Below are 23986 nucleotides of genomic sequence, written 5' to 3'. Positions count from 1 at the left end.
CTCATTTTACTGGGGAACCTTTTTTCTTCTCTTGAAAGCCCCGTATATATCAATACACATGATAAGTGCTGCGATTATCAGAATTACTCCTATGATACCTGCCACTATGTTCCCCGCTGCAATCGGAGTTGAGGCAAATCCCTTTGTAAGAGACTGATAGCTCGCATAACCCAGGGCCGCGATCGTCGTGACAATCATGAACGCTCCAGGGACTCCTGAGATCATCCAGCCCTTTTTAGTATCGAGAAGCCATAGCGTAATAAGCATCAGTGAAAGCCCTGCCATGAGCTGGTTTGACCCGCCGAACAAAACCCAGATATAAAACCATGTGCCTCCGAAGGTTGGGCTAGCCAGTACAAAAGTCACCGCCAGGAAGAGTATTGAGGCAATATACTTGTTACCAAGCAGAGACACTTTTTCCCCACCTATTTCATGTATCGTGAGCCTCCCGAGGCGCACCACAAGCATCATGACGGCAAGCGCCAGGGCGATAAATATGAGCCCAACGTATGCCAGCGCCGTATTACTTCCCCCGAGAAGAGACCCGGCCCCTTTTGTGAATATTGACGCAGCTGCAAGCCCCTTTGTATCCGCTACAGGGAGCACGGCCACGATGGAGAGCGCAAGTAATGCAAGTGCCCCTTCGGCAAGCATGGAACCGGCTGTCACAGGTGCGACGTCGCGTTCGTTCTCTATCTGCTTTGATGTAGCAGAACTGCTCACCAGGCTGTGCCACCCCGAGACAGACCCACAGGCTATGGTGACGAAAAGGAGGGGCCAGAGAGGCATTGCGGCTGAACCCGTAAATCCTGCAAAGAAATCCGTGTAATCCGGCATGACATAATCAGGATGGCCGATAATCAGGGAAGCGACAAGCGCTATAAGCCCGAAGAACACCACATAGAAGAACATGTATATGGTGGGCTGGGTGAAGCTCCATATAGGCGTGAGAGCAGCTATAAAACAGATCGCAAGGATGGCAATGAGCCAGATATTGACATCGCCGATGCTGACAGGAAGCGCGGCGCCCGCAAAGATACCGCCCACGATCAACACGATGCCAGCCGCAGTCCCAGCAAAGGGGTTAATCCTTAATTTATGGATGAGTAAGCCTACAAATATACCTGCAAAGATTACAGTTGCTGTGGGGAGAATGGAATTAATGCTTGCCTTAAGCATCCCTGCCGCGAGGCTTGCGAAGGCAGCCATTATAAGGATCAGGTAAAAAACGAGGAAGACCATAAGGATGTTTCTTGTGCGCGGACTTATGAGTTCGTATGACAGGGGACCGAAGCTCTTGCCTTCGTTCCTCAACGAGACCATGCAAGAAAAATAATCCTGCACCCAGCCGATGAAGATATTCCCCACAAGTATCCAGATTAGCGCTGGAAGCCAGCCCCACAGCAATGCTGCAGTGATAGCTCCCACCACGGGTGATAGCCCTGCTATGCTCTTGAACTGGAAGCCGAAGAGCACGAACTTATTGGTCGGGAAATACTCCACGCCGTCCATGTAGACCTTTGCCGGTGTCGCACGCGCCGGGTCGCATTTCATTACATCTCTGTCAATTTTCTTGACACGTAAATGATACACCAGAAAATAAATAATGATACCCGCAATAAGTATCATGGCCGCATTCACCAACATTTTTCAAATCCTCCATTTTCCGACCCATCCCATGGGGTCATCATGAAAACATCATCAGTATTTATTAAGGTTTCCTCAGATTCGCTGCAGATTGAGGCTGCCTTAATAACTCAAAAAAAGTCCTTGTTTAAAGGGGGTTCGCAGATGTTTTCACAATGATATGGATAATGAAAAAAAGCAGCTACGATTAGCTGAGGCACCGAAACTAATAATATCCTTTAATATCTTATATTCTCAGAACAATGCCATCTGAAAAATGTACCTTCCACTCTGGAAACGAATGCACGGCAGCCAACCTTGAACCCTGCGACTTCAAAGGGGACAATTTCAAGGAATGCCTTCGCTACCGCCTCTATTTCATAAGGCCGCAGGCTATGCAGTTTCGTTAATCCCGAGTCACGCCTCGGGAGGGCGTGTCCGGCACTTCGGCCGGACTAAAAAACTCGAATCATGCTTCCGGAAGGCGTGTCCAGCGCTTCGGCTGGACTAAAAACTCGAGTTAGTTTTAACCATCGAAGCAATTTTCTGCCCAAGTGCGTAGCACTTCGCCATATCCTGCTCATCAGGTCTGAAAATCACCTCCAGCGACTCAACGGGTTCGTATCCCGATGATTTTAATTTTTCGTTTACAGCCTTAACAGCCCCGCCTGCCCAACCGTAGGAGCCGAAGGTCGCCCAGAGCTTGTTCTTGGGCCGCAAGCCCATAAGATACGTCAGGAATCCCCCAACGGTAGGGAACATGCCGTTATTCAAAGTGGGCGAACCTATAATTATTGCCCTGGCTTCAAGTACCTCTTTAACTATTTCGCTCCAATCATTCTTGCGCAGATGGAATAGTGCAGCCTCCACTCCTGAATCGGCGACCCCTCGCAGGATTTCATTGGCCATTATCTCGGTGCTGCTCCACATGGTATCATAAATGATAAGGACTTTTTGCTTTGAGATTCCTTGAGCCCATTTGAGATATGCGTCGATTATCTTTCCCGGGTTTGTCCATATCATGCCGTGCGACGGCGCTATCATCTTAATCTCTATGCCCAGTTTCTGGATCTCCTCTATTTTTTTAAGGATAATACCTGCGAATGGCATCAGGATGTTGGCATAATACTTGGCAGCCTCATCCATCACCGTATCGCATTCATATCCAAGGAGGCTGCATAAATCTTCATCAAACCGAAACGATGAGGCAAGATGCTGCCCGAACCCATCGTTGGACAGGAGGATTTTATCCTCTTTCATGTAGGTGAACATGCTGTCAGGCCAGTGAAGCATCGGCGCAGTGATAAAGGTAAGCGTCTTTTTGCCAAGCGTAAGTTCATCGCCTGTCTTGACAGTCCTGAAATTCCAGTTTGCCCTGTAATGCCGAACCAACCCTTCCTTTCCTTTTTCAGTAGCAATAACCTGGGCATTCGTTGCTATTTTCATTATTTCGGGCAGGGAACCCGAGTGGTCCATTTCAACATGGTTTGAGACGATGTAATCAATCTTCGAGGGATCTATAATCTCTTTTATACGTTCGATCATCTCGCCTGCAAAACCATGTTTTACGGTATCCACAAGCGCAACTTTCTCATCCACGATGAGGTAAGCGTTGTACGTTCCTCCGCGGGGCGTGGTGTACCCGTGGAAATCACGCAGGTTCCAGTCCACGACGCCGACCCAGTAAACTCCATCTGTTAATTCAATTTTAGCCATATTCATTCCCACGATAGCTATTTATCTCAATGGGATAATAGCTTTTGGTAGGTGTGCGAGTATTACTTTTACTTTAGGACGTTATTAAAACGAGGTGAAATATGATAAAATATCGCTGTACTGTTTGTGGTTATATCTATGACCCCGAAGTCGGGGACACCCCAAGGATTAAACCGGGGACAGCATTTGAAGACCTCCCGGACGACTGGGTATGTCCCCAATGCGGTGTGGGTAAGGATATGTTTGAAAAAATGTAACTGAATAGCTGTCCGGTTGGTCATTAAAAGAACCTCGCAACTTCGGTAGATTTATTAACGAAGAATTTGTAGGGGAATAATCGGGAAAATGCCTATATAGTATTAACGCCAATTTATTGTTCGTACAATCACGAATAAAACGAGGAAATATGAAACAGGAACGCTGGGGAAACATCGGGTCAAAATTCGCACACCTCACGAGCGTGCACCCATGTTACAATGAGAAAGCGCACTTTACTACTGCGAGAATTCACCTGCCAGTGGCGCCGCGCTGCAATATCCAGTGCAACTACTGCATACGGAAACTGGATAAATGCGAGCACAGGCCGGGCGTAGCAGGCGTAATTCTCAATCCGCGGGAGGCGCTCGTAAGAGTGGACAAATATATAAAAGAGATGCCAAACCTGCGCGTTGTGGGAATCGCAGGACCAGGGGAGTCGCTGGCAAATGAGGAGACTTTTGAGACCCTGAGGCTTGTCCATGAGAAATATCCCGAACTCATAAAATGCGTGGCTTCTAATGGTCTTCTGCTATCTGAGAAAGTGGAGCAGCTTGTTGAGGTTGGAGTGACAAGCGTCACGGTAACGATAAACGCAGTTGACCCCGAGGTTGGCGCAAAAATTTACTCCTTCGTGCGCTACCATGATACGACCTATAAAGGCGTTGAAGGAGCAAAGCTGCTGATCGAGAACCAGTTCCTCGGCGTGAAGAAGGCAAGCGAGGCAGGACTGAATGTCAAGGTGAACACCGTGCTCATCCCCGAGGTCAATTTTGAGCAGGTAAAGGAAATAGCAAAGAGGGCAGCAGAAAGCGGTGCGATGCTGATGAACATCATCCCGCTTATACCGCTTCACATGTTTGAACACGCAAGAGCCCCAGAATGCGATGAACTAACCATAGCAAGGACGCTGGCTGAAGAATTCCTGCCGCAGTTCAGGCTGTGCAGGCAGTGCAGGGCAGATGCCATAGGTGTCCCGGGATTTGAGCCGTGCGGTTCTCCGGTGCAGCAGCGCGCAACGGGCGAATATTACCACGCATGAGGAAAGATTCATAATTTTGATAATACTTCATCCATGCTCCCGCTCCTGAAACCTATGAGGTCAAGGGTAATATAGGAAAATCCGAGCCTTTTGAATTCAGACACAACAGCCTCTCTCATTTCCAGAAATCGCGGCATTTCATCAGGCATTATCTCTATCCGCGCTATGCCGGAATGGTCTCTTACCCGCACAACCTTGAACCCTGCTCTTCGAAGAAAATCCTCCGCAGCACCCACACGTTTCAATCCCTCAGAGGTTATTGCCTGCCCGTAGGGAAAACGAGAGGAAAGGCATGCCATAGAGGGCTTATCAGCAACCGACAGACCAAGCTCATGCGCCATTTTTCGAATTTCTTCCTTTGTGACTTTAAATTCAACATACGGGTTATAAACCTCCTCTTCCATCACAGCCCTGTGACCTGGTCTGTGGTTTTTCAAATCAGAAATATTAGTTCCCTCGATAATGGTATTCATGCCATGCAGAGCTGCAAGCTTTTTCAACTCACGCAGCAATCCCTTCTTGCAGTAATAGCATCTATCCACAGGGTTTTTTGCAAATTCAGGCTCGCTGAGCTCATCGTAGGAAATAACAATATGCCTTAGGCCTATCTCTTTTGCAACTTCTTTTGCGCACTCAAGCTCGCCAGGCGCAAGGGTCTTCGAATCTGCGGTAACGGCAATTGCCTGATTCTTTAAAGCCCTGTATGCAAGCGCCGCAAGTACGGCGCTGTCTACACCACCCGAAAAGGCTACGAGAACACTGCCTCTCTCTGTCAGGGCATTTACGATTAACCGTATCTTATTGGACATGGTGGATATTCACACAATCTGGAAAGATGTAAGGATTTCTGTGAGAAAACGAATGGCTTTACAAACAGTTTCCAGAGGAAACCGAGGTGATTAACAAAATCGTTACTACAGTACGAGTAAAAAGTTTAAAATTCAACACCACGGAATTGGGCAAAGAATTTAATCGGATAGCGACGAAGAAATCGTTTCTTAATATTCCATCATTATCATAAGTACGATGATTTAAATTCTCCAGAAGAAATAAAGGGGTTAAATAATAATAATGGATTAAAAAATAGCGGATACTATTTCAGCAGGATCGAAAACGTATGTTTGTGCTCTTCCTCTGCAGTTAGAATCTCCTCAAACAGCAATCGCGTGGTTGTATCCTCTTTTTCTGAAGCTTTGTCTATGATTTCCTTATACATCGCAACAGCCTCAATCTCTGCCTGGAGGTTTGCCTCAATCATCTCTTTCAGTGAACCCCCAACTTTAATCGGCGTGGGTTTGGTGGTTGGAGTCCCGCCGAGATAAAAAAGGCGCTCAGCAATATCCTCGGCATGCTTCATCTCTACTATGGCTATCTCCTTAAAAACATCCTTTATCTCAGGACTTTCCATCCCCATTGCCATTACATGATGCCACATATACTGTATGCTGACCCCAAGCTCTCTTGCAATCGCTTTATTTAATAAATCCAACAATTCATCCGCCATAATTATCAACAATTGTTGGCTTTGTTCTTATTTAAGGATTGGCATTTACTTTATCTCCATCCCGTCAACAAATATCCCCTGTTCCACGATCTCCCCTATTATCTTTCCTCCCAGCATCTTCGAAGCTTCGCGAGCCTGGCTCTTTGATAGTACAACCACAAAACCCATGCCCATATTAAAGGTCTTGTACATCTCGACTTCGTCCACGCCCCCTTCCTCCTTCAGAAACCGGAAGATAGGCTGCGGCTTGAGTGGATCAGCCATATCAAACCCGTATTTGGTGATGCGGTGGAGTTTCATTAGCCCGCTTCCCGTTATATGGGCGAGACCGTGAATATCGTACTTGCGGGCAGCGTCCAGTATTTCCATATATATCCTTGTGGGGATTAACAGCTCACCCCCGATAGTGGTATCTTTATTATAAGGGAATAAATCCTGATATGAGTAGCCCGACTCCTTTATAATTTTTCGAACAAGTGAATATCCATTGCTGTGCACCCCGTTTGAGGGAAGCCCGATAATGGCATCCCCGATTTCAATGTGCTCGCCGGTTATAATCCTGTCCTTCTTTACCATCCCGAGGCACGTGCCTGCAAGGTCAAAGCCCTTGATGATATCAGGAAGAGTGGCGGTCTCGCCTCCCACTATGGTCATTCTTGAGATCTCAGCCCCTTTTGAAAGCCCCTCCCCTATCTGCCTCATTATTTCCTCGTTCGGTTCGCTTATGGCAATATAATCCACGAAAGCAAGAGGCTCGATGCCCATTGCAAGAAGGTCGTTCACGTTCATGGCGATGCAGTCAATCCCGACTGTGTTCCATCTTCTCATCTCGTTTGCTATCAGAACCTTCGAACCCACACCATCGGTTGTAAGCGCAAGGGCATATTCGCCAAAATCTATAAGACCGGCATAATGGCCCACGTCTGTTAAAGGTGCACCAAAGCCTCTGCGTTTATAGACAAGTTGTTTTGCAAGCGACGCTATCGCACGGTTCTCCTTTTCTATATCCACCCCTGCTTTTGCGTAGGTTAAAGCCATGCGTTACTCAATAAAGGTGATTGCATAAAGATTTTATGATTTTAAAAGAGCAGGCTTTGGATAGGGTGTGGGATTGATTTTAAAAATACACGCCTGCTCATCACTATCATTATCATAATACCATATAAAAGTTTTGGTTATGTTTATATGCGTATTATTCGTGATAAAAATTCAACAATCTTTACAGATAACCCAGCGTATCTTCAATCCTGCTGATTTCAGGACCGGTGGTTTCCTCGCCTGCAACATAACCTTTGCTGTTGGCAAGAAGCCCTGAACCCACAAGTGGTGATCCGAAATTGACAGTCCCGATATCCACAGGCAGGGAGAAGAGATCTTCTATTACCCCAATCTCGGCTGGACTGGATTTTGGATGCACGAGTACCCCTTTGTTCGTGGCAATACCCGCCATGCCCACGGTCTTTAACTCTCCGATGGTGCCCCGCCTTACGTCCACGCCGAGGGTCTTTTTAATCACCCCGATGGATCTATCCGAGAGGTCAGGATGCACAAGCGCAGCAGTATCGTTGGCAAGTATGAGGTTTCCTGCAGCGTTCAGTTCCCCTGTCAATCTTGCGGCTTTTGTGTGTTTCCTTATGGCACGAAGCTCTCTTTCGAGGATAAAACCCGCCACCATGACCCCGTTGCTGTTTCCCCGCAGCAGCGAGCCTATGATAGAACTTCCGCTCACTGAAAAACGAAGGGCTGTTACGCCAAGGGATTCTTCCAGTTCTTTCACTGTTTCGTCGGAAGCATCGCGCGGTACAAAAACGAGCTCCTCGGTACATGCTGCGAATACGCCAAGTACCGGGCTTCCTGAAATATTTAACCTGCGCTTCACTCCCTTATTCCCCAAATTATTCCTGGGCGAGTTCGGCTTCCACGCCGCCAGCCTCGAATTTAACCGCTCTCACTCTTAATTTCAAGGGCGGTTTCATGGAACCTCTCTCCCAGAGCTTCTCGTTAATCGTCTTATCCAGTTTTACTTCTTTTAAATCTGTCTTTAAATGTTTTGCAAGATAGGCTCTTACCTTTCTTGCTGCGCTTTCCGCCCTCTTCCATCTCGGCACTTTCCTTGCATCCGAGAGGGGAATGGTATAGATTCTTTCTATGTCTGCCATATCAATCAAACCTTGAGTGTGCTTCTTCGCCAGTGCCTGCGCTTTGGATGGGTCATCACTTTTCTTTTGGTTTTTACAATAACCCAGGCTGGCACCCGCTGGTTCTGGTTGTGCGCTTTTGCCAGTCTTTTCTTCTTTCCTTTGGTCTTTTGAGTCATAAAAAGTTCACCGAAATGATAGGGTCATCTTAAAGTATTGATTTATTGATAAAGCTTTTGGCGATAATGGCTTTGCACCTAAGTACCGTGTTTGAACGACTTTAGGTGCAAGGCTGGCGATAACCTATTTATATCCTCCTGCCATCTAAAATCTCTCGCAGGTGGAAAAATCATGACAAAAACATCAAAGCTCTCGGGTTTCTACAAGCTGAGCCCGAAGGAAAGGCTCAAAGTGGTAAGCGAGTTTTCAAGTCTCACGGAGGAAGAAGCTTCATGCATCAGCGCCACGGGCGCCCTATCCCATGATGCGGCAGACCGCATGGTGGAGAACGTCATCGGCGTAATGGAAGTTCCTCTGGGCGTAGCTGTGAATTTCTTAATCAACGGCAAAGATTACCTCATTCCCATGGCAATAGAAGAGCCCTCGGTGATAGCTGCTGCCGGCAATGCGGCAAAGATGGCGCGTGAGGGCGGGGGATTCACCACAAGCAGCACGGGTCCGGTTATGATAGGTCAGATACAGGCTGTTGGAATCGCAGACCCCAATTTTGCGAGGGTGAACATCCTTGAGAAGAAGGACGAGATAATCCGGCGGGCAAACGAAGTGGATCCCGTGCTTGTCAAGTTCGGAGGAGGAGCAAAGGATGTGGAGGTAAGGGTTATTGACACGCCTGGCGGAAAAATGGTGATAACGCATTTAATAGTGGACTGCAGGGATGCCATGGGAGCCAATGCTGTAAACACCATGGCTGAAACCGTAGCTCCTTATATCGAAGAGCTGACTGGCGGAAGGGTGTACCTCAGGATAATCTCGAATTTTGCAGACAAGCGCATCATGAGGGCAAAAGTTGTATTCACAAAAGAGGCAATCGGCGGCGCAGACGTTGTGGACGGCATTCTTGCAGCATATCATTTTGCTGCAGGAGACCCTTATCGAGCTGCCACGCATAACAAAGGCATAATGAACGGAGTAACGGCTGCAGTGCTGGCCACCGGCAACGATACAAGGGCAATCGAGGCAGGAGCGCATGTCTATGCCGCCCGAAGCGGGACGTACCGTCCCCTGTCAGCATATGAGAAAAATGCAAACGGGGATCTTGTGGCGACAATCGAAATGCCCATGGCAGTTGGGCTTGTAGGAGGCGCCACAAAAACTAACCCCATTGCACGCGCTGCCGTTAAAATCCTCGGCGTCAAGACTGCTACGGAAATGGGCGAGGTATTTGCAGCGTTAGGTCTTGCCCAGAATTTCGCAGCATTGAAGGCGCTTGCCACCGAAGGCATACAGAGGGGGCATATGGGGCTTCACTCAAGGAATGTTGCGATTCAGGCAGGCGCCACGGGTGAAATGGTGGATAAGATAGCAGAAATAATGGTCAGGGAAAGGAAAGTCAGGGCTGACAGGGCGAAGGAATTGCTGGATGAGATGAAGAAAAAGAAATAAGAAGCGGCAAGAGATTAGAGCCGGGCTTGAGGCAGTACTTCAATCCTTGTCTTTTCACTCGGAATAAGTCCGCAGCAAGTGCCGTAATAATTGATTTCAAATCCTTTTTTCCTTGCAAAATTGATGGTTTGCATTGTCGGCGAAGCAATGCCGCTTATGCCGCACTGGAGCGCCATTCTTTCTATTTCACCCCTGTCTTTTCCGCTTGAATGGGCGCATCCAAGCACGATGGGGGTATGCGGGAACATATCTACCGCCTTCGCTATCACCTTTTCAAAATCGGAAGGTATTGGCTTGACATGCGCCATCGGCGTGCCTGCAACAGGCATCAGTCCTGTTATTATTACCGTGGATGGAGTTATTGTTTTTATCAGTTCAAGGGCGTGGAATTCACCCCTCAATTCGCCGAAATGCAATCCAACACAGACATGGGGGAATATCATTATTCCTGCATCTTCTATGGCGCAAAGGCTGTCTGTATAGTCTTTTTCAGAAATATCAAGACCATAAACATCCCTGGCTGTGCTCATATCCCCAATTACGTCAAAACCGATGCCGTCAAGCCCTGAATTTTTTAAAGCTGTCGCTTCTTCAGGGGAAATAAAACCTGTGTGTGCGATGAGGATTAGCTCTGTTTTTTGCTTAATTTTTTTTATTGCAGGGATTAAGCTGTTTATGGGCACACGCCCTCGCATATCGCAGCCCCCCGTAATTAATAAGCCCTTAGCTCCCTGTTTGTGCAGCGCAAAGGCTTTTTTTTCAAGCTCATCACAGGTTGTTGCTGGAAAAAGAGATTCCAGCAATTTTCCTTCACAGTGCCTGCACATGAGAGCGCAGGAATTACCAGTAACCGAGAGCGAAGGGAAAAGATGCGAGGTGATGAAAAAATTGATTTTTTTACTGGAATTAGGATACAAGAGGGTTTTTGGCATACTTCTCACAGGGGAATGACAGGAATAACTATAGCATAAAGGTTTTTGATATCCAATCGCCAACATAGTGAGTACAAACAATTACCACAGCCGCAATAACCAGATGTTCCGTGATAACCTTCCAGGGTTTTACTTTTTGCTCCCTGGCAATTTCAAAACTTAAAATACCCAGCAGGGACAATCCCCAGGCAACACTTACAATAATTGCGGTTGAAAGTTCAAAAAGCAAAAGGGGAACGAGAAATGTGGATGCAAAAAAGAACTTAGCCAGAAAAGTGGAGAGCGTTGATTCCCATATCTCTTTTTGAATGTGTTTACTCTCCGCTTCCTCTGAGATATGAATACCAAGCGCGTCCGAGAATGCATCGGCTATTGCTATTGTCAATACACCGCCAATAACAGCGAGTCTTGAATGTGTCCCGGCATCCAAACCTACGATTAGACCGAGTGTCGTGATTATTCCAGAGGTTAAACCAAAGATAAATCCTATTTTTAAAGAATGGTTCATACTAGTTAATCCCGAGATTAATTATTTTTCACCGCTGACGTATCAGGGAAGAAAGTTAAATAATAGTTTGCCTCTTATTAAAGCTTACATGCTCAAAGAAGAAATCTGGATCGAGAAATACCGCCCAAAAAAACTGGACGATGTAGTTGGGCAGGCTGAAGTTATAAAGCGCCTTAAATCCTATGTGCATTCAAGAAACCTGCCGCACCTTCTCTTCTCAGGTCCTCCAGGCGTTGGGAAAACAGCCTCAGCAATATGCATAGCACGAGAGCTTTTCGGCGAAGCGTGGACTAATAATTTCACCGAGTTGAATGCCAGCGATGAGCGCGGTATCGATGTGGTGAGGAACAAGATTAAGAACTTTGCCAGGACTGCACCCCTGGGCGAAGCTGAGTTCAAGATAATATTCCTTGACGAAGCAGATGCCCTTACTTCTGATGCGCAGTCAGCGCTTCGAAGAACGATGGAAAAATACACAGCAACATGCCGGTTTCTACTCTCCTGCAATTATTCCTCAAAAATAATCGAACCCATCCAGTCAAGATGCGCAGTATACAGGTTCAAACCCATCGGGAGCACGGCAGTGGAGGAGAGAATAAGGCATATCGCCAGGGCAGAAGGCGTGAACTTGACTGATGACGGAATGGATGCAATAAAATACGTGGCAGCAGGCGACATGAGGCGCGCCATCAATGCCCTTCAGGCGGCTGCGATGCTTGATAAGACCGTCAACATGGATGCTATTTATAAGACAACAGCTACTGCAAAGCCAGAAGAAGTTGTGGAACTTGTAAAACTCGGTCTTGAGGGCAATTTCATGAAAGCCAGGGCGAAATTGGATTATCTGTTGATCGAGCAGGGACTTTCTGGCGAGGATATTATAGGGCAGATATACCGGGTTATGTTTGACATGACCATTCCGGACAGGCTGAAAGTGGACATGATTGACCGCATCGGAGAAATCGATTTCAGGATGGCTGAAGGGGCAAATGAGCGCATCCAGCTTGAGGCTTTGATTGCACACTTCATGCTGTGCGGAAATAAGCGCTGACAACCTTTAAATAATGTCCATTTCTATTCTGTGGTTATGATTGCAGAGCTATTGTCCGGTTTCATTACGCAGTTTATCTCTTCCATCGGATATATCGGGGTTTTTATTTTAATGACTTTGGAAAGCGCCGCGCTTCCCGTGCCTTCAGAGGTTGTGATGCCGTTTGCAGGCTATCTGGCATACCTGAAGAAATTCGATCTGTTTTTGATAAGCATTGTGGGCGCAGTTGGCTGCACCGCAGGCTCGCTGATCTCATATTATGTAGGTCTGAAAGGGGGGAGGCCTTTCATAGAAAAATACGGCAGGTATCTGTTCATTGAAAGCAGCCACATAGAGCTTGCAGAAACCTGGTTCAGGAAATACGGGGACAGGGCAGTTCTCTTTTCCAGGCTGCTCCCTGTAGTTCGCACTTTTATATCCCTGCCAGCAGGCATAGGAAAGTATGATTTAAAAAAGCTTGTGACCTTCAGTTTCATTGGCTCTTTACCCTGGTGCTTTGCTTTAGCATATGTTGGTTTCTCTCTCGGACCTTCCTGGGAAAATATAATCGGGTTTTTTAATGGGCTTGATATTATTGTTGTTGCAGCAGTAATTATGATTATTTTATATTACTGGAAGCTCAAAAAGTGAGTAACATATCCCTTCTTCAAAACGTTTATCCATTTTGAACACATAATATAGACTCGTATTGAGAGAATATAGCTAGTATTTAGAGATGTTATCATGGGCAAGAGAACTCGTATTATTAATGAACCTTCAGACATTGTTCCGCTTCTGCGTGCCTTTGGTTCGGATACGCACAAGAAAGTTTTCGAGTGCCTGCAAAATGGCTGGAAGACTGAAGAAGAGATAGATAAAGAGGTGGGGTTTGAACCACATGAGAGCCTCGACGTTCTGAAAAAGAGCGGATTTGTGGAGAGTAAATGGAGAATGCCGCAGCCAGGGAAAATGCCAGAAAAGGAGTATCACTCATCCTATTCCAAGGTACAGGTAAATTTCCAGTGCTCTGTTGAAGATTTAAGCGACCTGATAATGGTCACTTTCAAGAACGACAAAGAATTGCGAAGCTATCTTGATTTAATCGAGAAAGAAGTTAAGAGCGGCAACCAGTCGATGAACGGGCTCCAGAGGGTAGTAGATAAAAGCATTATGTTCATCCGCGCGGTCGCAAGGCGATCATCAATCCTGGCAGTAAAAGGGCAGAGGATTGAAATGCTCGGAGAAACCGAATGAAAAACTTTAAGAAAGTTTTATCAAAAACTGTTGCGTCAGTTTACACCGCGCACACGCCCTCCCGAGGCGTGACTCGGGACGTCATAAAGGGGCTTAACCCTTTATGATACTTCGGAGTAAAAAAGAAATCACCAAATTCCAGATACTTGTTGAAATAGCCGCACACCAGCCCGATGTTATGCAGAAAGAGATTGCATATAAGATCGGCATAACACCTCAGGCTGTGTCGGAATATATCAAGGAACTTGTTTCTGATGGTTTCCTGTACTCGGATGGACGCGTGAGATATCGTGTTACCAAGAAGGGTGTGGAGTGGGTGCTTGAAAGGGCGCAGGAATTGAAAAAATACGCGCGGTTTGTGATGGAAGATGTAGTGAGCCATATATCCGTTGCGACAGCTATAGCTACGGAAGGACTTGATAAAGGGCAGAAGGTCTCGCTCTGGATGGAGAATGGCTTGCTATATGCAGGCAGAGGAGAAGGTGATGTGGCGGGCATTACCATGTCAGATGCCATGGAGGGAGAAGAGGTGGGAGTGACTGATTTGAAAGGGATGATAAGCCTGCCCGAGGTTAATATAACCATCTGCAAAATACCGAGAGTTGAAAGAGGGGGCTCTCGAAACGTGGATTACGATATTCTGAAAAAACTTTCGAAGGGGAAGCCGTATATCGCAGCGCTCGGGGTCGAAGCTCTGATCTCCCTTCGTAAAATAAATATTGCGCCCAACATTCTCTTCGGGGCAAAAGAATCAGTTGTGGAGGCGGCTTTTCACGGTCTCTCCTCGCTTGTGGTTTCTGTGGATGAGGAAATACCGTCCCTGCTCAACAGGCTTGAATCCGAAGGCTTGAACTACGAGGTTGTGGATCTGAGTAAATAATCCGATGGTTTTTTATCTTTTACTACCTTTATAGTCTTATTCCATCGGTCAGTTTGATGAACCCGTCTAAAAAAGAATGAATGTTTTTGGGTTCATCAAAGAAGGAGGCTTCATGGAGACTGAATTTGCGCCCCATATCGAAGAAATAAAAAGGGCGCTTGATAATGAAATAGACGAAAGTAATATTATAGCGGATTTAAAAAAGCTGCTTGAATACCGGGTACCGCTGAGCGAAGCGAAGAGAAGCCTGATTAAGAAATACGGCGGGTCGGAAAAGAGTAAAGAGAAGAAACTAAAGGATATACAAATCGGAGACCGCAATATCGAGATTACCGGGCAGATACTGGAAATTAGCAAAAAAACCGTAAATGTAAAAAATAATGAAAAGACGGTTTTTTCCGGAACTATAAGCGACGAGACAGCTGCGAGAAGTTTTACTGCATGGCATGATTTCGACCTGAATGTGGGCGATGTAATAAAGATCGCGCAGGCTTATGTGAGAAACTGGCAGGAGCGACCTGAGATAAATTTCGGGAACAGGTCAAAAGTCACAAAGCTTACCTCAAAAATCCAGATAGTCCAGGAAAGCGAGGTAAGAAAACTTGGAGAATTAAAGGATGGAGATATAAATGTCCATACCGAGTTCACTATCTTGAACATCGAATCGCGCGAAATCAATACAAAGGACGGCACTAAAAAAATTCTAAGCGGTATTGCTGCAGATGATGATACCAAACTTCCATTTACTGCGTGGATAGTATTGCCTGAACTTGCGGCTGGAAGTGCAGTTGAGGTAAAAAACGCCTACGTGCGGTCATTCCGGGGCGTTCCTACCCTGAATATAAATGAAACCAGCCAGGTAATAAAGCTTGATAAGAAAATCGAATACAAAGTAATCGGCAAGGTCAGCATAGGAGATATTGCAGGCAAAGACGGGGCCTATGACATTATTATCGAAGGCAACATCCTCTCCATCAGACCGGGTTCTGGATTGGTAGCCCGCTGCCCTGAGTGTTCGAGGGTTATTCAAAAAGGCATCTGCAGGGTTCATGGCAAAGTGGATGAAAAAATGGATATGCGGATTAAAGCCATAATCGATGACGGAACAGGAGCATTGACACTTGTTCTTGACGCACCCCTTACACAAAAGATATGCGGATATACCATAGAAGATGCGCAGAACATTGCAAAGGCGGCGATGTCCCAGAAAGCTGTGGAAGACGAAATCAAAAAGAAACTTGTCGGGAAAATGCTCGCAGCAAGGGGTAATACCTCAAAAGGCGAATTCGGGAGCACGCTTGTAGCAAGTGATGTGTGGGAGCCCCTTGATATGAACAAAGAAAAAGCAGCCATGCTTCTGGGCAGGGCGGGGTGACATGGAAAAGAGGGAAAAGATGATGGACAGGGAAGTTGCATGGCGCATCTTCGCACATGAGTTTAACAGGTCAAATCTCTATATCAGTGAAGGGGATGAGAGGGCGCCGAATTATATCATTACACCCACCGGGGTAAAGTGCAACCGTCTTTTTATTGTGGGTGTGGTCACGGAAGTCGAGAACATCGGCAAGGAGAATAACTTGTGGCGGGCGCGCGTAGCCGACCCCACAGGCGTGTTCACGGTATATGCAGGGCAGTACCAGCCCGAAGCCGCTATTTTTTTATCCGGACTGCAGGTTCCTGCTTACGTGGCGATAGTTGGCAAGGCAAGAAAATATGAACCCGAGGACGGCAGTGTGTATATTTCGATTAGACCTGAGGAAATGAATACCGCGGATGAAAAGCTCAGGGACAGGTGGGTTCTTGATACGGCGGAACAAACGCTCCTGCGCATCAGAACCATGGGAGAGGTATTGGACTCGGGTTTATCTGGAAATGAATTGAAGGAGCTTTTGCTGAAGAAGGGAACAAATCCTGTGCTTGCGGATGGTGGGGTGCGGGCGGTTCAACATTATAAAAACCTGGCTAAAATCATTCAGGAGCTTAAAACCGCATTAATTCATGCTATTGGGACTGTGGCATCCGAGAGCGTTACCACCCAGGAAGTTGAAAAGCAGAAAGAACCGCAGATAAACGCCCCGAGTCGCGCCTCGGGAGGGCGCATCCACGTATCCCCGCAGGCATACGTGTCTATGCATAACGGCGGGCACGACGCCGATGAACGCAGATTCCAAGAGCAGCCTGCCGAAAAGCCTGAACAAAAAGAGGAAATAAGAGGTGCAGAAGCGGAAAGCAAGACCGATGAAACCGCCCAGACACAGCCAAAAGAAGTACTTGCAGCAATAATTGATAAACTGGATACTGGCAAGGGCACATCTTATTCCATGGTGGTTGAAACTGCACAATCGGCAGGTCTTGACGCTGAATTGGTGGAGTCGTCTATCAAAGAGCTTATGGCTGAAGGAAGATGCTATGAGCCCAAAATCGGGGTGCTTCGTAAGGTATAGGAATGATCAGCCCTTTATTAAACGAACCTGCCCTTGTTGTTGAGAATACTTTTAAAACGCTTGTAATTGCGGATGTCCATCTCGGCATCGAGTGGGAGCTTTATCAGAGCGGCTTTTCAATTCCAAGCCAGATTGAGAAGAGGAAGGTGCGAATCCGGGGTTATATCGAAAAAGTAAAGCCCGACAGGATAGTGCTGCTCGGGGATGTCAAGCATAATGTGCCCATAACCTCATGGCAGGAAAAGCAGGAGGTTCCCCTCTTCCTGAAAGAATTATCTGTTTCCGCGCCTGTGGATATCGTACCTGGAAACCATGACGGCGACATAGAGAACCTTATGCCTGAGAATGTAACCGTGCACGGGATGAGGGGCTTTGTGCTCGACAATGTGGGTTATTTTCACGGTCACACATGGCCGGATGCGGAATTACTTTCTGCATCACATGTTGTGATGTCCCATAATCATCCCACGATAAGGTTCACGGATTCGCTTGGTCATGCAGTTTCGGAAGAGGTATGGATACGCACGCATTTTATTGAAAAAGCTCTCAAGGAACATTACGGCGATATCAGATTGAAGAACCCAGAGGTTATAATAATGCCTGCGTTTAATGAGTTATGCGGAGGAATACCTTTCAATGAATCCATACATGAAGAGCTGCTCGGACCGGTTTTTGCCAACCATGCGATTGAGCTTGAAAAGGCAAGGGCATTCCTGCTTGACGGCACTGATCTCGGCACAATCGGAAGCATAAAAAAACTGGGGATAACAAGGATTATCCCCAGATTTTCCAGAAAGCGCTTTCCTACGAAGCGTATCTAACGGATTTTCAACCCCCATAATCTGTCGAGTCGATACATGCGTGTATAGTTGAGTTGTGTCTAAACTTTCATGTCCTAACAGGACCTGAATCTTGCGTATATCTTCCCCGCTATCTAATAGATGGGTTGCGAAGGAATGTCTAAAGGTATGGGGGTGAACCTTTTTATTTATGCCAGCCCGACCGGCAGCCAGAAGCACCAATTGTTGAACAGCGGCGGAAGTCATCGGCTCCCATAAAGGAGACTCCTTTTGCCCCCCAGAAAAAAGCCATCCTGCTTCATTCTGACCATCCTGTAAAGCAAATCCCTCCAAATCCTTGCAAAGCTCTTTAGAAATTATAAACATCCGATCCTTACCACCTTTCCCATTGCGCACCCATCCGACACCCTCTTTTATATCAATGTCAGAAAATTTTAAATTAACAAGTTCTGAAACTCTTAGACCGGAACTATAAAGCAATTCAATAATTAATCTATGCTTCTGGTTTTTGGTTTTATCTATAATGTTTTGAACCTCCTCACAAGATAGAACAGTTGGCAATTTTTGTAACCTCTTAGGTCTGTTTATGTGCGGCATATTACGTTTTAATACCTCATTATAATAAAATTCAAGAGATGCCAAAATAACATTAACTGCCGAAGTGGAAACAGCCCTTTCACTTATTAAATAATTCATATACATTTTTATATCATCAATTTTTATTTTATTCGGAGATTTTTTTATATAGTCTAAGAATCTTTTGTTATACCCAAGATATGTATCCATCGTCCTCTTTGAGAACCCTCTTATTGTCATTTCTGTCTCTAATTGTTTTAGATATGTCTCTATGTTGGTCATGATAAATCACCTATTCAGAATATTATCAACAATCTATATAAATTCGAGCTATTTTTATAATGAAGCTTTATTTTAATTTATAGCAAAATACGAGCATCACGAGAGGGAAGTTATCAAGACAGCCCCTGCCATAGGCAGGACGAGGGTATCGGACTGCCTAAAGACGTTTAATGGACTCGGCGCATGTCTGCGCACTAATTGAAAGATGTCCCGTAAAAAAGAGATCAGGATTTTAGATCTAAACTTCCGTTATGGAAGTCTGCAAAGGCAATTTTGCAGACTTCGGAACGCACTTGATCAAGAGATATCTATCGTATTATTCCTTTAGATTAAGCCGCCTGATAGCTATTTTTTTATTGTTTTTTATCATGAGTTTTTTTAGATTTTTTAGTTTTTTTAGTGTTTGATGTTTATTATTTTTAGAATGTTATTTTTAATGTCATGACTTTTTATATGATTTTTACTTTTGATTTATCGCTATCAGTCGACTATTTTTAATTAATTAATAGTTGTTTTGTTGTGCCTGGGTAGCTGTTTTGTTGTGCCTGGGTAGCTGTTTGGCCTGGGTAGCTGTTTGGCCTGGGTAGCTGTTTTGTTGTGCCTGGTAGCAACCTGGTAAATAGGACAATTGTACAGCCAGGAAGACAGATCTCGCCAAGATCAGTATCATTAGAGCTGAGAGTAAAAGCCTACTGCTAACGATGTACAAACAGGACAAAAAAAGCCAGCACGGCTCTTTTAATCATCGTTACACAGGAAATTATCAAATTTTAAATAAAGGTTGTAGCACACACAATCTAATTGTAGCACTTTATAAAATCCAATAATTAAAAATATCAGCTAAAACTTAAATTTGTTTTTTGTGTACACATTTCTTTTATATATTCTAGGACGGACAAGGAAAGCCCGCCCGCCGCCCTTCGGGCGGGGCGGGGCAGACCTTGATTGGGTACGATCGCCTCCTTACCCTTTAGTGTACGAAGGTATGACAACCAGGTATATGACTATAAAGTAATTAAAACTTGTGAGTGTGTATGTGCAGCCAGTTAGATCAGCCAAGGAAGTCAGCCAGAATACAGTCAAAATCGTTTAATTTGCATTTTTTTTATCAGCCAATAGCGTATTTATCTTTTGCATCTGTTCTCCATTACGCTCTAACAATTCGATAACTCTATCCAGCCTTTTAAGTAATTCGCTATCAGCTAAACTATTTTCTCCCCCTTTAATAATACTTTCACCTTGCTTAGATTCTGTATTCCCCGATTTCTGCTCTGTATTCACTATGCGTAACCCAGACTTTATATAACAAGGATTCGCAAAAGATATAAGTCAATCAAAAGAATTGAAAACGGGTGAGATATTATGGAAGATGAGATAGATTCAATACAAGAAGAACCTGATGCATGCGAGACAAAAACGCCTCACGACCACCAGTTGATGTTCAAGGCGCTTGAAAATCCGCTTCGAAGAAGGATAGTCAAATCCATAGGAGCTTTTGGGAAAACGAAGAAAGAAATTATGAAAGAACTTGGCATAAGTGAAACCCAGTTAAAGTTCCAGCTTGATTATCTTGTGAAAATGTGCTATGCTGAGGTGGAGGAGGAGAGGTGCAGGCTTAACGCTAAAGGAATAGAGGAGCTGCTGGCGAATATTAAAAAATAAAAAAAGGTAAACTCCAAAGCGCTTACCTTAGATTGTTGCATCGGATAAGGGAATATCCATATTCGAATCGTTAACCAGCGAATCTATTGCATTAATGTCATTCTGCGTCCCGAAATCGTCACTGCCTGAAGGGGTCGGGGTTGCTACAGCAGAAACAGGTGTTTCGGTCGGACTTACGGGTGTCTGCGCGGGTGTTTCAACCGGGGTGGCAGTGGGTGTTACTTCAGGTGATTTTGGGCTCACACAACCTAAAACTGATGCTGCGAGTATAAGCACCAGCAATATAAAAACAATTTTCATGTTTTATCCTCCTTTTTTCCATTCACCGCTCACGCCGAAATTATCTGTCCTATATGTTCCATTGCCGTTAAGGACTGCTGCGCCTTTGCCTGTGGCAGTGAGGCTGATACTGTTGCCTGATATCCCTACCATGATGTTGGTGCCCGTTATTGTTGCTGAGCTGAATCCCTGATATCTCACCCGTCCGTTGCCGAGAGCCTGGTTTGTCCCTCCGTCAGTGGTAACGACGGCATTACGTGAGACCAACAGGGTGCCGTTTATTCCAGACAGCGCAACAGTGACATTTCCTTCGATTGCCGCCCTGCCGCTGCCATTGGCTGTCAGTGTACCTGCCCCCATAACCGCGGTTCCTCCGTTTCGTTCATTCCCCTGATTTCCCGGCTGAGCTGTTGCGGCTGGTCCACCCGAAAGTATTCTGTAATCCCGGACGAAGACCTGCAGTTGCCTGCTTGCATCTCTCAGTATTTTGATAGTTTCTTTTTGCGAAGCGTCCACTTGCTTTAGGAAAGCCTGGGCATCCGTATTGTTTATAACCATGCCAGAATTGTCAAATCCTGTGTGGGTTGCCAATAAGGCTTCTGTTTTTCGCTGGTCGGCTGCTGCTTCCTGCATCAAATTCGTGAAATTAGCTGCGATTGCCTCAAGGTTGGATGTATCTTTACCCTTGGATTTCAAGTTCTGAATTGCCGCAGCAAGTCTGGCTGATACATTATCCGACTTTGCAATGAATTTACCTGTTGTATTATCAAGCAGTATTGCGATATCATATCGAGTTTCAAGTCTTATCCTGGCGTATATATCCGTTAACTCTTTATTGTCAGCCCTTAATTCCTCGGTTGTGTTATCCTGCTGCACTTTTGTTCTTAGCTGTTCCAGTTCCGCCACATGAGCATCGATATTGTTAGAAACATCGAATGGAATTATTCCTTTATTTTCAGATTTTTCTGCCCTGGACTTCAGGACATCAAGATATGAAATTGTATGGTCTATTGCTTTTCCAAGATAGTCCTTGGCTTTGAGCACAAGATCTTCCTTTGATTTGCTGTCCTTTTTAGCATTGAATTGCCTCAATGCCTTGTCTAATTGTCCCTTCGCATCCTGAAATTGTTTTTCTGTGTTTGTGTATTTCTCCAGATTTCCGTTATTTTCCCCGGGCGCTTGTGCTGCTGCGATTCCGGAGAACAGGCTCAGTACAAACACAGCCGCAACTAGCGACGTTAATATAGTGAACCAATATCTATTTTTCATTGTATGCCTCCTTCTGTTTTTTTGTTCAATCGCCAACTATTCCTGCGATTGTGTATCCGATACTATAATCACAGAATAGATAAATATACTTGTATATGATTAAAAATTCAATCTTTTTTAGGCTTTCGAATCCTTTACAAACCTTTATAAATGCTTTTTTAACTTTATACTAAACTATATATATTCTCTTTTAAGATTAGACTATTGTGTTCACGAGAAGTAGGTTTTTCTTGGGAATTCTATTTATAGTCTTCATTACCGGCGCGCAGGCTGCAACCTTACACGGCACCATTTACGAATGGTCGGATTTTGAGAACCCTCTTAAGGACGCAATCGTGGAGGTGAACTCCACGCCAGGACAGTATGTGGTCGCTACAACAGGAACGTATTCATTCAATCTTTCACCTGGAAGTTATTTAATCAAAGCAAAATACTACCGCAATAATATCCTTGAATATACCACAGAAGAGGAAATCCGGATAGACAGAGAAGGGGATTTCGTGCATGATCTTCTGCTCTTTCCTCCTACGGATTCAGAATACGAGTATCTTGGCGACATAAACCTGACCAGCGGTATGGATATAAAAAGTGAATACCACCCAAATTACTATATTATAATCTTCTTAATTTTAGCATTCTCTGCTTTAATGCTCATTTACTGGATTAAGAAAAAAAAGGGCATAGCGATTGAATCTATTAAAGATAAGACCCGGGAATTGCCTCCTGAAAATCTAGCAGAAACCGCGCACAAAGAACTTCCAGAAGACCTTCGTAATCTCTATGATACAATACTAAAAATGGGCGGAAGAACGACACAAAAGGATGTGAGGAAAAAAATGGCACACTCAGAAGCAAAGGTCAGTCTGATGCTGGACGATCTGGAAGACAGGGCTTTAATTAAAAAAATAAAAAAAGGGCGCTCTAACATAATAATTGCGGAAGTTCAAAAATAAAGCAACTTTTCGAAATCGTAATCTTCATAGACGTATAAGACCAAGAGATGAATATGATTGAAAAGAAGGAAATAATCGAAGTATTATCCGGATATGACTTCGATAAAACCACAATCGGGGTACTGGCATCACATTCTGCGTTAGACGTATGCGACGGCGCTGTGGAAGAAGGATTCAGGACATACGCTGTGTGCGAGAAAGGACGCGAGAAGACTTATACGGAATATTTCAAGGCGCGGAGACGAAACGGAAAACTCATCCGCGGGATTATTGACACCACGGATGTTTATACCAGATTCGATGAAATGCTTAAAAATAAAAATCAACAGAAACTGCGGGATAAGAATACGATTTTCATTCCAAATCGCTCCTTTACTTCTTATTGCGGCATAGATGAGATCGAAGATGATTTCAGGGTGCCGATGTTCGGAAGCCGGAACCTGCTTAGAAGCGAGGAGCGGGGCATTGAGCGGGATTATTATTGGCTGCTTGAAAAAGCAGGTCTCCCATATCCTGAAAAAATTGAAAAACCCGAAGATATCGACAGCCTTGTGATGGTGAAACTCCCCCATGCGGTAAAGAAACTTGAGCGCGGGTTCTTCACAGCAGCATCTTTTTCTGAATTCAAACAAAAATCAGAGGCGTTCCTAAGACAGGGGATAATCACACAAGAGGCGCTTGCAAATGCAAGAATCGAGCGATATATAATCGGACCTGTTTTTAACCTTGATATGTTCTATTCACCCATAGAGGAGGAGATGAGCAGGATTGAACTGCTCGGCATAGACTGGAGGTTTGAAACAAGCCTGGACGGGCACGTGCGGTTGCCTGCCCCCCAGCAACTGACGCTGAATGAGCGGCAGCTTGTGCCTGAATATACGGTATGCGGGCACAATTCAGCCACGCTGCGTGAATCATTATTGGAGGATGTATTCGAACTTGCTGAGAAATACGTCAGGGCGACCCAAAAATACTATAATCCCGGGATAATAGGACCGTTCTGTCTCCAGACATGCGTGGACAAGGACCTGAATTTCTATGTGTACGACGTGGCGCCCCGCGTGGGTGGAGGCACCAACGTGCATGTGTCTGTGGGGCATCCTTACGGCAATACGCTGTGGCGCAAACCCATGAGCACAGGTCGTAGAGTGGCAATGGAGATAAAGCATGCTATCGAACAGGAAAGGGTGGAAGAGATAGTGACGTGATTTAA

Annotated in this window: 27 protein-coding genes; 14 read left to right on the top strand and 13 right to left on the bottom strand. The window is 45.3% G+C overall.

The genetic code is table 11. The annotated features are described in order from the left end of the window. Positions 1–6 precede the first annotated feature (6 nt). Positions 7–1647 carry a hypothetical protein gene (locus O8C68_02155; protein ID MCZ7394604.1) on the bottom strand — a complete coding sequence of 547 codons (1641 nt, stop codon included), beginning with the start codon at positions 1645–1647 and terminating at the stop codon, positions 7–9. A gap of 242 nt (positions 1648–1889) precedes the next feature. On the opposite strand from O8C68_02155, the gene O8C68_02150 reads away from it, so the two are divergent. Continuing rightward, a complete protein-coding gene (locus O8C68_02150) occupies positions 1890–2036 on the top strand; it encodes a hypothetical protein (GenBank protein ID MCZ7394603.1) in 147 nt (48 codons plus the stop codon). A 97-nt stretch (positions 2037–2133) separates the two neighbouring features. On the opposite strand, the gene O8C68_02145 is transcribed toward O8C68_02150, so the two are convergent. Next, positions 2134–3348 carry an FprA family A-type flavoprotein gene (locus tag O8C68_02145; GenBank protein ID MCZ7394602.1) on the bottom strand — a complete coding sequence of 405 codons (1215 nt, stop codon included), beginning with the start codon at positions 3346–3348 and terminating at the stop codon, positions 2134–2136. Positions 3349–3443: 95 nt separating this feature from the next. Here O8C68_02145 and O8C68_02140 point away from each other — a divergent pair, with 95 nt between their 5' ends. Together O8C68_02140 and O8C68_02135 are read left to right on the top strand one after the other, a co-directional pair. After that, positions 3444–3599 carry a rubredoxin gene (locus O8C68_02140; protein ID MCZ7394601.1) on the top strand — a complete coding sequence of 52 codons (156 nt, stop codon included), beginning with the start codon at positions 3444–3446 and terminating at the stop codon, positions 3597–3599. A gap of 149 nt (positions 3600–3748) precedes the next feature. Next, entirely contained in the window at positions 3749–4639 is an 891-nt protein-coding gene (locus O8C68_02135; GenBank protein ID MCZ7394600.1) for a radical SAM protein, read from the top strand. A gap of 8 nt (positions 4640–4647) precedes the next feature. On the opposite strand, the gene larE is transcribed toward O8C68_02135, so the two are convergent. From larE to O8C68_02105, 6 genes are all read right to left on the bottom strand, one after another. Further along, a complete protein-coding gene (larE, locus tag O8C68_02130; protein ID MCZ7394599.1) occupies positions 4648–5448 on the bottom strand; it encodes an ATP-dependent sacrificial sulfur transferase LarE in 801 nt (266 codons plus the stop codon). A 284-nt stretch (positions 5449–5732) separates the two neighbouring features. Continuing rightward, entirely contained in the window at positions 5733–6155 is a 423-nt protein-coding gene (locus O8C68_02125) for a ferritin-like domain-containing protein (protein ID MCZ7394598.1), read from the bottom strand. 33 nt (positions 6156–6188) lie between these two features. After that, positions 6189–7181, bottom strand: a complete 993-nt coding sequence (purM, locus tag O8C68_02120) for a phosphoribosylformylglycinamidine cyclo-ligase (GenBank protein MCZ7394597.1) — start codon at positions 7179–7181, stop codon at positions 6189–6191. A 181-nt stretch (positions 7182–7362) separates the two neighbouring features. After that, complete coding sequence (locus tag O8C68_02115; GenBank protein ID MCZ7394596.1) at positions 7363–8022, bottom strand: translation initiation factor IF-6; 660 nt, start codon at positions 8020–8022, stop codon at positions 7363–7365. A gap of 16 nt (positions 8023–8038) precedes the next feature. After that, positions 8039–8302, bottom strand: a complete 264-nt coding sequence (locus O8C68_02110) for a 50S ribosomal protein L31e (protein MCZ7394595.1) — start codon at positions 8300–8302, stop codon at positions 8039–8041. A gap of 5 nt (positions 8303–8307) precedes the next feature. Next, positions 8308–8460 carry a 50S ribosomal protein L39e gene (locus O8C68_02105; protein MCZ7394594.1) on the bottom strand — a complete coding sequence of 51 codons (153 nt, stop codon included), beginning with the start codon at positions 8458–8460 and terminating at the stop codon, positions 8308–8310. 172 nt (positions 8461–8632) lie between these two features. Here O8C68_02105 and O8C68_02100 point away from each other — a divergent pair, with 172 nt between their 5' ends. Continuing rightward, positions 8633–9904 carry a hydroxymethylglutaryl-CoA reductase, degradative gene (locus O8C68_02100; protein MCZ7394593.1) on the top strand — a complete coding sequence of 424 codons (1272 nt, stop codon included), beginning with the start codon at positions 8633–8635 and terminating at the stop codon, positions 9902–9904. Between the two features lie 14 nt (positions 9905–9918). Here O8C68_02100 and O8C68_02095 read toward each other — a convergent pair whose 3' ends face one another. Further along, on the bottom strand, positions 9919–10836 hold the full coding sequence (locus tag O8C68_02095; GenBank protein MCZ7394592.1) for a hypothetical protein: 918 nt from the start codon (positions 10834–10836) through the stop codon (positions 9919–9921). A gap of 28 nt (positions 10837–10864) precedes the next feature. Next, a complete protein-coding gene (locus O8C68_02090) occupies positions 10865–11344 on the bottom strand; it encodes a VIT1/CCC1 transporter family protein (protein ID MCZ7394591.1) in 480 nt (159 codons plus the stop codon). Between the two features lie 88 nt (positions 11345–11432). Between O8C68_02090 and O8C68_02085 the strand changes: the two genes are divergently transcribed. From O8C68_02085 to O8C68_02055, 7 genes are all read left to right on the top strand, one after another. Beyond that, the gene (locus O8C68_02085; protein ID MCZ7394590.1) at positions 11433–12395 is read left to right on the top strand and encodes a replication factor C small subunit; all 963 of its coding nucleotides are present in this window, start codon (positions 11433–11435) and stop codon (positions 12393–12395) included. Positions 12396–12431: 36 nt separating this feature from the next. Further along, positions 12432–13025, top strand: coding sequence for a DedA family protein (locus tag O8C68_02080; GenBank protein MCZ7394589.1), 594 nt, complete (start codon positions 12432–12434; stop codon positions 13023–13025). A 93-nt stretch (positions 13026–13118) separates the two neighbouring features. Then, complete coding sequence (locus tag O8C68_02075) at positions 13119–13628, top strand: ArsR family transcriptional regulator (GenBank protein ID MCZ7394588.1); 510 nt, start codon at positions 13119–13121, stop codon at positions 13626–13628. 103 nt (positions 13629–13731) lie between these two features. Next, positions 13732–14508 carry a winged helix-turn-helix transcriptional regulator gene (locus tag O8C68_02070; GenBank protein ID MCZ7394587.1) on the top strand — a complete coding sequence of 259 codons (777 nt, stop codon included), beginning with the start codon at positions 13732–13734 and terminating at the stop codon, positions 14506–14508. A 112-nt stretch (positions 14509–14620) separates the two neighbouring features. Next, a complete protein-coding gene (locus O8C68_02065; protein ID MCZ7394586.1) occupies positions 14621–15883 on the top strand; it encodes a Single-stranded DNA binding protein in 1263 nt (420 codons plus the stop codon). Position 15884: 1 nt separating this feature from the next. Further along, positions 15885–16952 (top strand): DNA-binding protein, encoded by a 1068-nt coding sequence (locus O8C68_02060; protein ID MCZ7394585.1) that lies wholly within the window; start codon positions 15885–15887, stop codon positions 16950–16952. Positions 16953–16954: 2 nt separating this feature from the next. Further along, positions 16955–17773: a metallophosphoesterase gene (locus tag O8C68_02055; GenBank protein ID MCZ7394584.1), complete on the top strand. Its 819-nt coding sequence runs from the start codon at positions 16955–16957 to the stop codon at positions 17771–17773. A 1926-nt stretch (positions 17774–19699) separates the two neighbouring features. Here O8C68_02055 and O8C68_02050 read toward each other — a convergent pair. Further along, positions 19700–19891, bottom strand: coding sequence for a hypothetical protein (locus tag O8C68_02050; protein ID MCZ7394583.1), 192 nt, complete (start codon positions 19889–19891; stop codon positions 19700–19702). An 81-nt stretch (positions 19892–19972) separates the two neighbouring features. Between O8C68_02050 and O8C68_02045 the strand changes: the two genes are divergently transcribed. Beyond that, positions 19973–20272 carry a hypothetical protein gene (locus O8C68_02045; GenBank protein ID MCZ7394582.1) on the top strand — a complete coding sequence of 100 codons (300 nt, stop codon included), beginning with the start codon at positions 19973–19975 and terminating at the stop codon, positions 20270–20272. 27 nt (positions 20273–20299) lie between these two features. Here O8C68_02045 and O8C68_02040 read toward each other — a convergent pair whose 3' ends face one another. After that, complete coding sequence (locus tag O8C68_02040) at positions 20300–20572, bottom strand: hypothetical protein (protein ID MCZ7394581.1); 273 nt, start codon at positions 20570–20572, stop codon at positions 20300–20302. Between the two features lie 3 nt (positions 20573–20575). After that, entirely contained in the window at positions 20576–21820 is a 1245-nt protein-coding gene (locus O8C68_02035) for a hypothetical protein (protein ID MCZ7394580.1), read from the bottom strand. A gap of 206 nt (positions 21821–22026) precedes the next feature. Between O8C68_02035 and O8C68_02030 the strand changes: the two genes are divergently transcribed. Beyond that, positions 22027–22773: a hypothetical protein gene (locus tag O8C68_02030; protein ID MCZ7394579.1), complete on the top strand. Its 747-nt coding sequence runs from the start codon at positions 22027–22029 to the stop codon at positions 22771–22773. Between the two features lie 53 nt (positions 22774–22826). After that, positions 22827–23981 (top strand): formate--phosphoribosylaminoimidazolecarboxamide ligase family protein, encoded by a 1155-nt coding sequence (locus tag O8C68_02025; protein ID MCZ7394578.1) that lies wholly within the window; start codon positions 22827–22829, stop codon positions 23979–23981. The last annotated feature ends 5 nt before the right edge of the window (positions 23982–23986 follow it).

Origin of the sequence: Candidatus Methanoperedens sp., from assembly GCA_027460525.1 — an archaeon.
Classification (GTDB): Archaea; Halobacteriota; Methanosarcinia; order Methanosarcinales; family Methanoperedenaceae; genus Methanoperedens.
The sequence above is the reverse complement of the archived record's forward strand: the minus strand, read 5'-3'. Positions and strand labels throughout refer to the sequence as shown.

Coding starts and splice junctions, on each gene's coding strand:
- O8C68_02080 (MCZ7394589.1), top strand. CDS start 12,432: ATGATTGCAGAGCTATTGTCCGGTTTCATTACGCAGTTTATCTCTTCC.
- O8C68_02105 (MCZ7394594.1), bottom strand. CDS start 8,460: ATGACTCAAAAGACCAAAGGAAAGAAGAAAAGACTGGCAAAAGCGCAC.
- O8C68_02075 (MCZ7394588.1), top strand. CDS start 13,119: ATGGGCAAGAGAACTCGTATTATTAATGAACCTTCAGACATTGTTCCG.
- O8C68_02025 (MCZ7394578.1), top strand. CDS start 22,827: ATGATTGAAAAGAAGGAAATAATCGAAGTATTATCCGGATATGACTTC.
- O8C68_02145 (MCZ7394602.1), bottom strand. CDS start 3,348: ATGAATATGGCTAAAATTGAATTAACAGATGGAGTTTACTGGGTCGGC.
- O8C68_02090 (MCZ7394591.1), bottom strand. CDS start 11,344: ATGAACCATTCTTTAAAAATAGGATTTATCTTTGGTTTAACCTCTGGA.
- O8C68_02110 (MCZ7394595.1), bottom strand. CDS start 8,302: ATGGCAGACATAGAAAGAATCTATACCATTCCCCTCTCGGATGCAAGG.
- O8C68_02055 (MCZ7394584.1), top strand. CDS start 16,955: ATGATCAGCCCTTTATTAAACGAACCTGCCCTTGTTGTTGAGAATACT.
- larE (MCZ7394599.1), bottom strand. CDS start 5,448: ATGTCCAATAAGATACGGTTAATCGTAAATGCCCTGACAGAGAGAGGC.
- O8C68_02040 (MCZ7394581.1), bottom strand. CDS start 20,572: ATGAAAATTGTTTTTATATTGCTGGTGCTTATACTCGCAGCATCAGTT.
- O8C68_02140 (MCZ7394601.1), top strand. CDS start 3,444: ATGATAAAATATCGCTGTACTGTTTGTGGTTATATCTATGACCCCGAA.
- O8C68_02095 (MCZ7394592.1), bottom strand. CDS start 10,836: ATGCCAAAAACCCTCTTGTATCCTAATTCCAGTAAAAAAATCAATTTT.
- O8C68_02155 (MCZ7394604.1), bottom strand. CDS start 1,647: ATGTTGGTGAATGCGGCCATGATACTTATTGCGGGTATCATTATTTAT.
- O8C68_02035 (MCZ7394580.1), bottom strand. CDS start 21,820: ATGAAAAATAGATATTGGTTCACTATATTAACGTCGCTAGTTGCGGCT.
- O8C68_02070 (MCZ7394587.1), top strand. CDS start 13,732: ATGATACTTCGGAGTAAAAAAGAAATCACCAAATTCCAGATACTTGTT.
- O8C68_02045 (MCZ7394582.1), top strand. CDS start 19,973: ATGGAAGATGAGATAGATTCAATACAAGAAGAACCTGATGCATGCGAG.
- O8C68_02135 (MCZ7394600.1), top strand. CDS start 3,749: ATGAAACAGGAACGCTGGGGAAACATCGGGTCAAAATTCGCACACCTC.
- purM (MCZ7394597.1), bottom strand. CDS start 7,181: ATGGCTTTAACCTACGCAAAAGCAGGGGTGGATATAGAAAAGGAGAAC.
- O8C68_02100 (MCZ7394593.1), top strand. CDS start 8,633: ATGACAAAAACATCAAAGCTCTCGGGTTTCTACAAGCTGAGCCCGAAG.
- O8C68_02060 (MCZ7394585.1), top strand. CDS start 15,885: ATGGAAAAGAGGGAAAAGATGATGGACAGGGAAGTTGCATGGCGCATC.
- O8C68_02065 (MCZ7394586.1), top strand. CDS start 14,621: ATGGAGACTGAATTTGCGCCCCATATCGAAGAAATAAAAAGGGCGCTT.
- O8C68_02150 (MCZ7394603.1), top strand. CDS start 1,890: ATGCCATCTGAAAAATGTACCTTCCACTCTGGAAACGAATGCACGGCA.
- O8C68_02085 (MCZ7394590.1), top strand. CDS start 11,433: ATGCTCAAAGAAGAAATCTGGATCGAGAAATACCGCCCAAAAAAACTG.